This window comes from Paraburkholderia ginsengiterrae, assembly GCF_001645125.1.
Classification (GTDB): Bacteria; Pseudomonadota; Gammaproteobacteria; order Burkholderiales; family Burkholderiaceae; genus Paraburkholderia; species Paraburkholderia ginsengiterrae.
On record NZ_LXKA01000383.1, the window covers coordinates 1 to 8,694 of the forward strand.

Consider the following 8,694-nt stretch of genomic DNA (forward strand, 5'->3'; position numbering starts at 1 on the left):
CCCCTACGCAGAACAACCCCATCCACAGGCAGCGTAGCGGTTCGGCGCCGGCGGGGCAGCGTGCCCAAGGGCGCCTCTACCGCCGGCATGGCAGCGCAAGGTCCTCAAGGAGGAAGCCATGTCTGAGCATCAAACTTTTCCAGTGCCGGCGGAGTGGTCAAAGCATGCATGGGCCGATAAGGCCGTCTACGAGGCGATGTACCGTCTTTCGACCGAAGATCCAGAGGGTTTTTGGGGCGAGCAGGGCAAACGTCTCGACTGGATCAAGCCATATACCCATGTGAAAGACGTTTCATTTGCCAGCGATGACCTGCACATCCGATGGTTCTACGACGGCACGCTGAACGTCTGCAGCAATTGCCTCGATCGCCATCTGCCGACGCGTGGCGATCAGGTGGCCATCATCTGGGAGGGCGACGATCCCGCCGTCAGCCGGACTCTGACCTACCGCGAACTGCACACGGAAGTCTGCAAATTCTCCAATGTGCTGAAATCGCGTGGCGTCAAGCGGGGCGACCGTGTGACCATCTACATGCCGATGATCCCCGAGGCGGCCGTTGCGATGCTCGCGTGCGCGCGCATTGGCGCCATGCACTCCGTGGTGTTCGGCGGTTTCTCCCCTGATGCGCTGGCAAACCGCCTCCAGGACTGCGCTTCCAGCGTTCTCATCACGGCGGACGAAGGCGTGCGAGGCGGTCGCGCGATAGCGATGAAGGAGAACGCCGATGTGGCGATGGAAAAATACCCGGGGGTCGATACGTGCATCGTGGTCAAGCGCACGGGCGGCAAGGTCGGATGGCGCGAAGGCCGCGATCACTGGTACGAAGATCTGATGAGTCAGAGTTCCTCGGATTGCCCGCCGGAGGAAATGAATGCCGAGGACCCGCTGTATATCCTCTACACCTCCGGTTCGACGGGCAAACCCAAAGGGGTCGTGCACACCTCGGGCGGCTATCTGACGTACGTCGCCCTGACGCACCAGTACGTTTTCGACTATCACGATGGTGACGTCTACTGGTGCACTGCCGACGTTGGCTGGGTAACAGGACACAGCTATATCGTCTACGGTCCTCTTGCCAATGGCGCGACCACGGTGATGTTCGAAGGTGTGCCTAACTATCCGGACAGCTCACGGTTCTGGCAGGTCTGCGACAAGCATCAGGTGCAAATCATCTACACGGCGCCAACCGCGATCCGCGCCCTGATGCGCGACGGAGATGGGCCTGTCAGGAAGACCTCGCGCAAGTCGCTGCGTCTGCTGGGTACGGTAGGTGAGCCGATCAATCCAGCAGCGTGGTTATGGTATTACGAAGTCGTCGGCGACAAGCGCTGCCCTGTAGTCGACACCTGGTGGCAAACGGAAACCGGCGGCATTCTGATCACGGCGCTGCCGGGTGCCATGACGCTCAAGCCCGGCGCGGCCACGCGGCCTTTCTTCGGCGTACGGCCCGCTCTCGTCGGTGAAAAGGGTGAGGTGATCCAGGGAACGGGGGCGGGGAGCCTGTGCATGCTCGATTCATGGCCCGGACAGATGCGGTACGTGTACGGTGACCCGGATCGCATGCGACAGCAGTATTTCAGCCAGTTCGAAGGCAAGTACTACACCGGGGACGGTTGCCATCGCGACGTAGACGGTGACTACTGGATCACCGGACGGATCGACGACGTCGTCAACGTTTCGGGGCATCGGCTCGGTACCGCCGAAGTGGAAAGCGCACTGGTGACGCATCCCGGCGTTGCCGAGGCGGCGGTGGTCGGCTACCCACATACGCTCAAGGGGCAGGGCATCTACGCCTATGTGACGCTCAAGGTCGGCGTCGAACCGGCGGAAGCGTTGCGCGAGGCGCTGGTGGCACTGGTGCGCAAGGAGATTGGCCCGATCGCCAGCCCTGACTTTATTCAGTGGGCACCCGTCCTGCCGAAGACTCGCTCAGGCAAGATCATGCGCCGCATCCTGCGAAAGATCGCTGACGGCGATTTCGACAATCTGGGCGATGTCTCCACGCTGGCAGATCCACGTGTCGTCAAGGAGCTGATCGATCATCGGATAGCGCATTGAAGCGGGAAAAAGCAACGTAGGCCCCGGACGCGCAGGGCGGCACGATCGATCGTGATGGTCCTGGTGCGTTCCGTCATTTTCGTTTGACCGATCTGAGCGCCGAGCGCAGCAATCCGACCGAGGCGAGAAGCCAGGTCGCGAAGGCGATCAGAATGGTGATCCGGGCCACGTTGACGAGAAAGGGAAGGTGGGCGGCGTCGGCGTAAGTGTAGGTGGCGGCAGAGTACATCCCCAGTGGAAAGACGACTGACCATTCGGCCGCCGTGTAGCGAATCGGATCGCCGACGATGGCGTGCTTCTCGACGAAGAGGGCCGCGAGAAGAGGAATCCAGAATGTCGTCATGACCCAGCACGCGGTAGTCAGGACCTGCAGAACGAGTTGGCCGTCGCCCCGCCAACCCGCCAGGTCGTGCCCGGCCAGAATGAGACGGCCACCGGCGAACGTGGTTACGGCCATCGCGCCCATGTTGATCCACCACGGTTCCGTGAGATCTGCGGCAGTCATGGGCACGAAGCACCATCGGTAGAAAATCAGTGTAATCAGCATCATGTACAGGCTGCCGCCGAGCAGCCACGCCGCAAGGGCCAGCAGATCGAGAGGCACGGAGGCACCGTAGATCGGTGAAACGGCCGTCGCGAGGACCGCAATGGATTCGGTGGCGACGACTAGCAGCAGCCACGTTCCGTTGAGCCCGGTGTGCAGACCGGGTTTCCTTTGCACGATGGTCATGGCGGCGAGGAACGTATACGCGACGACGAGCCAGAGCCCGGCCGCGAGACCCAGCAGCCACGGCAAAGCTTGTGGCAGGACATGATATGTCGACAGCTGGCTGCCGAGCACTGCGGTCGCTGCGACGAGAGTGAGAAAACCTGGCCCACGGCCGTGATCGACGATATCGGCATGCACCGCACGCGGATAGCGCAGAAGGCGGCATAGCGTAATGGCAAGCAAGGCGGGATACGCCACGGCATTGATGCCGAGAAGGATCCACCCAACGATGTCGTAGCTTAGCAGGCTGTTGAAAAGTGCCCCGTCATGACGAACGAAGCTATGTTCAGAAGGCTTGCGCGTGCGATTTTCCGCTGAATTGCCGGTCCGCCGCGCAATCTGCGTGGGGCATGCGCACGCATGCAGCCCTTGTGGAGCGCAGTCTTCGCGCCATGGCGGCTCATCGCGTCGCTCCTTGCGGCACCGCACCTGGCATTCGGGCCATGCGGGTCAGATTGCTCGCAACCATCGTCAGCTTGAAGTGCTGGTCGACGCGCCGGATGCCGCGATAGACCGTCTGCCGGATCCGACCGACCGTTTTACCCCAGCCGAAATGCTCTTCGATTCGTTTGCGGATGATCTGGCTGATCCGGTAGCCCGCGTGCCGCGAAGTGCGGCCGTCGATTGCGCTGCCGCCCCAACGTTCATCGTTGCGCGCGACATGCGGTGTCACGTTGCGAGCGCGGCAATCGTTCACGAAGTCGCGGGTGTCATACGCCTTGTCGGCACCGACTGTCTTCGCATGACCGCCTGGCACGCAATCGAGCAATCGCAACGCGCTGGCCCGCTCGGCGAAACCATCTGCGTGACTGACTGCGGCGCCGACCACCAGCCCCGAGCGGTTCTCCATCAGGATGTGCCCGTGGTAGCACAGGATGGCCGGGCTCTTGCGGCTCTTCTTGAACAGCCGCGCCTCCGGATCAGTAGTCGACTCGTGCGTGGCATTGCTGCGTCGCTCGCCTTTCCAGTCAGTGTCGGCGTTGCGGCCACCGCCGGCTGGCGGCCCATCGTCCGGGCCGTCCTTGCGGCGGAAGCTCTTGTGACTGGCCCACGCCTGAATCAGCGTGCCGTCCACCGAGAAATGGTCTCTCGACAGCAAGCCCCGTTGGTCCGCCCGGCTCATGACTTCGGTGAAGAACGCTTCCACGACTTCATGCTCCAGCAACCGGTCGCGGTTCTTCGAGAACACCGAGTGGTCCCACACGGCGTCCTCAATCGCCAGCCCGACAAACCAGCGGAACAGCAGGTTGTAGCGCATCTGCTCCATCAGCATGCGCTCGCTGCGCACCGAGTAGAACACCTGCAACAGCAGCGCCCGCATCAGCTTCTCAGGCGCAATCGAGGCACGGCCGGTGTCCGCGTAGATGACGCTGAACAGCCCGTTGAGCCGTTTCAACGCATCATTCACCAGCAACCGGATTGGTCGCAACGGATGATCTGCCGGGACGAAGTCCTCCAGCTTGACCGTCGTGAACAGGGGCTCCTGCATCTCATCCATTCCGCGCATCGTATCCGCTGCCAAAGATCATGAACACGATATCCATAACGCCTGTCCCTCAAACCCCGTTTACACGGGATCCAAATTCAACAGCCTGTTAGGAGATGCGCCGCGACCGAGACGATGCCCGTCGCCATGACCATCGCGAAGGCCACTGGTGGAAATGCCTCCAGCCAGGATTGACCAGGATTGAACGTCGGCATTTGTTGCTCCCTGACGCCTACCCGCACCTCGACTCTTCGCTGGTATTCGATATGGGCCAGAGCCGAGCTGACCCATGGCCAAACAGGAGGAAAAACCGTTCGACACCGTTTGTTCATGCGCCTGCATCTGATTGCGCACCGGAGCGCGCGATTCAGGCCTTTTTCACGTAAGCGTTACACCATCCCTTTGCATAAACCAGCTTGCCGCCGTAGGTTGGACAGGGGCCCGTCGCCGATCCGGGCTTGCCCTGATACAGCTGGCAATTGGCGCAGGTCTGCCCAGCCTGATACCCGGGGAACTTTGTCTTGTTCACTTTCGCGGCGTCCGTCTTGTAGCCAAGTGCCTGTGCGGTGGGATCGTTTTCGGCAAGCAACGGGGCTTCGGCTCGCGACTCAGTGGAAAGAACTGTTGTGGATGCGACGGATGCGGCAAGTATCATGAAACGCCGGCGGGAGAGTGGCATGACAGGGACTCCTGTGGAAGATGGAGCCGGTGATTGCAAGGCGTGTCGCCCTTTGCTCGGTCACGTTGACTGGATCCTGCCGGTCTATGGAAGACTGGTCAGCATACGCCATACCCACCGATGAGATCACCGGATTGCTTGCGCTTCGCGTGCCTCGAAATCGCTGGTTTGTGATTGCATTGACTTCGGCTGAATAATGCCGATTCCCCGATTATTATATCACAACGCGATATAATAATCGCGTTTGATGCTGTTGTGAAGTACGCGGACCTGCGCGCGTGTTGACCTGTTGATATGAAAAATGTCCTTCAGAGCAATGTCGCGTTCGGCGGTATCGACGATGCACTGCTTGTTATACGCAGTGGCAAAGGATTCGTGCGTTTGAATCAAGACCGTTCCTGGCACGACACCCTGCGCACCAGGAGAACCGCTGGCAAACAACAACGCAGCGCCGCGCGTCGCCGGTCGAAGGCGATGCGCATATCTGGGAATGACCCAGTCTCCGACGTTCTACAAACACGCCCGGTGAAATTTTAAGTGTCTCTTAAGTTTGTCCGCCTAGGCTGAAATCGTAGTAGTAGGGAGTGAATGCGTGGCGCTTGCGTAAGCGCTGCATCACGCCGGTCATTTTCACATCGCGAGGAGCGGTGCCATGCGAGCCGGAAATCTGATGCGTACGCCGGTTGCGGCGTGTCTGGCGGCGGTTTTGTCTGTCGGATGCATATCCAGACCGACCTATTCAACAGCAGTGCAGGGCTCGGTGGTTCCGGACGCCATACCGATGACGCCGCGCGTTCTCTCGACAGGGATTGCGATGGACTTTGCAGATATCGTGCGGCAGAACGGGCCCGCTGTGGTCAATATCAGCGCGCCTCGCACGAGCCATATCGCGAATCTGACGCCGCTTTGGCCGCCCGCATCGAATGAGCATGACCCGTTCGTTCAGTTCTTCAGGCAATTCTCCCCCAGCCGTTCCAGTGAAGGTACGTTGTTATCGGGAGCCCTCGGCTCTGGTTTCATCATCCGCCCGGATGGATATATTCTCACTGACGCCCAGGTGGTTGCAGATGCATCGCGAATCATCGTCAGGCTGGCGGACCGTCGCGAATTCAAAGCATCGGTCATCGGTATCGACCCGCCGAGTGATATAGCGTTACTAAAAATCGATGCGCATAACTTGCTGACGGTGAAAATCAGAAACCCATCCGATGCGAAGGTCGGGCAATGGGTCGTCTCTGTTGGTTCGCCTTACGGGTTTGAAAATACAGCCACTGCCGGCACTATTAGCGGCGAGGGGCGGTTGCTTCCGGACGAAATGTATGTCCCCCTTATCCAAACCGACCTCACCCTCGATACCGGCGACTCAGGTGCGCCACTCTTCGATTTGAACGGCGATGTCATCGGTATTGATACGCCAGTTCATCGTACCTTTCAGGGACTTTCTTTTGCGATTCCGATTGACGTCGCGATGGGAATCGAGCAGCAATTGAAGCTTCACGGGAAAGTTGAGCACGGTCACTTGGGCGTGACTATTCAGGAGGTCAGCGCGCCTCTCGCGGGGTCTCTCGGGATGGCCCAGCCCATCGGCGCGCTCATCAGCTCGATTGATAGGAACGGTCCGTCAGCCAAATCTGCCTTGCGAGCCGGAGACGTTATATTGCGGGTGAACAGCGTGGCAATTACCGACTCGACGCAATTGCCTCTGGTCGTGGCCAACTTGCGCCCGGGGACCGCAGTGCGCGTGAAGTTTTGGCGGGACCAACGGGTCCATGAAACTTCGGTCGTGTTGGGTGCACTGAGGGCGGGAAACTCGGTCGCCTCGGCCAAACCCGTTGAAACTACGATCGCAAAATTTGGCCTGGCGGTGCGCAGTCTGACATCAGAAGAACGGAAAAAGGCCAGAGTGACCGGTGGTGTCCGCGTCGAGGAGAGCACGGGTCCCGCAGCGCTAGCCGGTGTTCAGCCCGGGGACATCATCTCGCGGATCAACAATATACCGATGTCAAACCCGGCCCAACTGCGTGCTGAACTCGGCAAGGCTGGCAGCAATGTCGCGCTGCTGGTTCAGCGTGATGGTCATCCGATTTTCGTGGCAATCGAATTCGGATAGGCGTACCCGCACCGGATGCTCCTGTATCTCAAGGCGTTCGACGGAGGTCAACATGAAGCAACATTCGATATGGCGATTAAGTGCGATGACGTTCATGCTCGCCGGCGCCGCACAACTTGCGTTAGCCATGCCGGACGGTGTTCCACCCCTGCAGCACGCGGGTGGTATTAGCTATTTGTCCGGTGGTGTGGGGAGTGACGAGTCTGCGGGAATCAAGGGGGAGATGGGGAACTATCCGCTTGTTCTGGAGTTCGTCGGCAAGACGAACGCCGGGAACGACTATCTCGCGGACATACCTGTCCAGATTTCCGACGCACACGGTACGGTTGTGCTGGATACAAGCTCGCGGGGGCCGTTCATGCTGATTTCGTTACCGAATGGTCGGTACACGGTGACGGCCAGCTACAACGGAAACCAGGTACGCCGCGTGGTGAGTATTGCAATTGGCGCACACGCGCGCGAACTGTTCATATGGCCCATGTAGACCACGGAATCGGCCATGCGCCGCGAGTAAGCTTCAACAATCCGTCTGACGACAACACGCACCAACCTGATTGCCATGTCGACACCAACCCAATCAAGCCGTGCCTTGGTGAGTCCGCAACCTGGAGGTCAACCGATGACGGCCAAGGGTTACGCGGCGACCGCGACGTTTCGTTTCTCGGCGCTGCAGGCAAAGAGGGGCCCCACGAATCGTCTCTGATTGACGGCGCCCGACAAAGCGCCGCCGGGCAGATTCGACAAGCAGGTGCTGGGCAGCGATGAGACATCAGCTCGAGACATGAGTATTGCCGGCAGTGTTTAAACACCACGGATGGACCAAATGACATCGAAACTTGCTAAGTTGCTCACCGTTCTGCTGGTGGCGGCGTTGACGGCATGTCACTCGGGCGTCAAGCTCAACGAGGGCGCCAACGCAACGGGTGCCGGTGGTGGTATCGGTGCACAAACGAACCCCAACGTCGTTACGCAGGTAAGTGTCGACCCGCTGAATGACCCGAACAGTCCGCTCGCCAGGCGCAGCGTCTATTTCGACTTCGACGACTATACCGTCAAGCCCGAATATGAACCGCTCCTGAAGCTGCACGCGCAATATCTGAAGAGCCATCCGCAACGCCACGTGCGCATCCAGGGCAACACCGATGAACGAGGCACGAGCGAATACAACCTGGCTTTGGGTCAGAAGCGTTCCGAGGCGGTCCGCCGTGAGTTGGTCCTGTTTGGCGTTCCAGACTCGCAGCTCGAGGCGGTCAGCTTCGGAAAGGAGAAGCCGGTCGCAACCGGACACGATGAAGCATCGTGGGCGCAAAACCGTCGTGCGGATTTAGCATACCAACAGTAATCGGTGATGCACGGTACGACGGACCGCTTCGCGATTTCCGCACAATTGCGGCGACTGTGGTTTCGCGAGCAGCATTGGGTCTGCGACTCGTAGCGCAGCCTCGCCATTGCTTTGCTATCGCTTAATCTTACTGTGTCACAAAAGCTATTTACTGTGGAGTGATACCTGGTAGTATTAAATAATAAAGACTTCGGGCGACCGGAATGAGAGAGGATGTCGACGAATTTGACGCGTATCTGGATCATCTGG

8 protein-coding genes are annotated in these 8,694 nt (G+C 59.5%); 4 read left to right on the forward strand and 4 right to left on the reverse strand.

Translation table 11 applies throughout. The features are described from left to right. The first annotated feature begins 118 nt into the window (after positions 1 to 118). On the forward strand, positions 119 to 2,059 hold the full coding sequence (gene acs / locus A6V37_RS37330; protein WP_064271436.1) for an acetate--CoA ligase: 1,941 nt from the start codon (positions 119 to 121) through the stop codon (positions 2,057 to 2,059). A gap of 73 nt (positions 2,060 to 2,132) precedes the next feature. Here acs and A6V37_RS37335 read toward each other — a convergent pair whose 3' ends face one another. The 4 genes from A6V37_RS37335 to A6V37_RS41155 all read right to left on the reverse strand — a co-directional run bounded on the left by A6V37_RS37335 (position 2,133) and on the right by A6V37_RS41155 (position 5,437). Continuing rightward, entirely contained in the window at positions 2,133 to 3,257 is a 1,125-nt protein-coding gene (locus tag A6V37_RS37335) for a tellurite resistance/C4-dicarboxylate transporter family protein (RefSeq protein WP_064271438.1), read from the reverse strand. Next, the gene (locus A6V37_RS37340) at positions 3,229 to 4,335 is read right to left on the reverse strand and encodes an IS5 family transposase (protein WP_064271440.1); all 1,107 of its coding nucleotides are present in this window, start codon (positions 4,333 to 4,335) and stop codon (positions 3,229 to 3,231) included. Before A6V37_RS37340 ends, A6V37_RS37335 begins: the two co-directional genes overlap by 29 nt. A 346-nt stretch (positions 4,336 to 4,681) precedes the next feature. Continuing rightward, a complete protein-coding gene (locus A6V37_RS37345; protein WP_064271441.1) occupies positions 4,682 to 4,993 on the reverse strand; it encodes a high-potential iron-sulfur protein in 312 nt (103 codons plus the stop codon). 219 nt (positions 4,994 to 5,212) lie between these two features. Further along, positions 5,213 to 5,437 carry a hypothetical protein gene (locus A6V37_RS41155; RefSeq protein ID WP_131799942.1) on the reverse strand — a complete coding sequence of 75 codons (225 nt, stop codon included), beginning with the start codon at positions 5,435 to 5,437 and terminating at the stop codon, positions 5,213 to 5,215. 208 nt (positions 5,438 to 5,645) lie between these two features. Between A6V37_RS41155 and A6V37_RS37350 the strand changes: the two genes are divergently transcribed. The 3 genes from A6V37_RS37350 (at position 5,646) to pal (ending at position 8,445) form a co-directional block, all read left to right on the forward strand. Then, the gene (locus A6V37_RS37350) at positions 5,646 to 7,103 is read left to right on the forward strand and encodes a trypsin-like peptidase domain-containing protein (RefSeq protein ID WP_064271443.1); all 1,458 of its coding nucleotides are present in this window, start codon (positions 5,646 to 5,648) and stop codon (positions 7,101 to 7,103) included. Positions 7,104 to 7,155: 52 nt separating this feature from the next. After that, a complete protein-coding gene (locus A6V37_RS37355; protein ID WP_064271445.1) occupies positions 7,156 to 7,587 on the forward strand; it encodes a carboxypeptidase-like regulatory domain-containing protein in 432 nt (143 codons plus the stop codon). 339 nt (positions 7,588 to 7,926) lie between these two features. Beyond that, positions 7,927 to 8,445 carry a peptidoglycan-associated lipoprotein Pal gene (gene pal / locus A6V37_RS37360; protein WP_064271447.1) on the forward strand — a complete coding sequence of 173 codons (519 nt, stop codon included), beginning with the start codon at positions 7,927 to 7,929 and terminating at the stop codon, positions 8,443 to 8,445. Positions 8,446 to 8,694: the final 249 nt, after the last annotated feature.

Excerpts from the sequence above, each read along its gene's own strand:
- acs (WP_064271436.1), top strand. The coding sequence starts at position 119 with ATGTCTGAGCATCAAACTTTTCCAGTGCCGGCGGAGTGGTCAAAGCAT.
- A6V37_RS37340 (WP_064271440.1), bottom strand. The coding sequence starts at position 4,335 with ATGCGCGGAATGGATGAGATGCAGGAGCCCCTGTTCACGACGGTCAAG.
- A6V37_RS37345 (WP_064271441.1), bottom strand. The coding sequence starts at position 4,993 with ATGCCACTCTCCCGCCGGCGTTTCATGATACTTGCCGCATCCGTCGCA.
- A6V37_RS37350 (WP_064271443.1), top strand. The coding sequence starts at position 5,646 with ATGCGAGCCGGAAATCTGATGCGTACGCCGGTTGCGGCGTGTCTGGCG.
- A6V37_RS37355 (WP_064271445.1), top strand. The coding sequence starts at position 7,156 with ATGAAGCAACATTCGATATGGCGATTAAGTGCGATGACGTTCATGCTC.
- pal (WP_064271447.1), top strand. The coding sequence starts at position 7,927 with ATGACATCGAAACTTGCTAAGTTGCTCACCGTTCTGCTGGTGGCGGCG.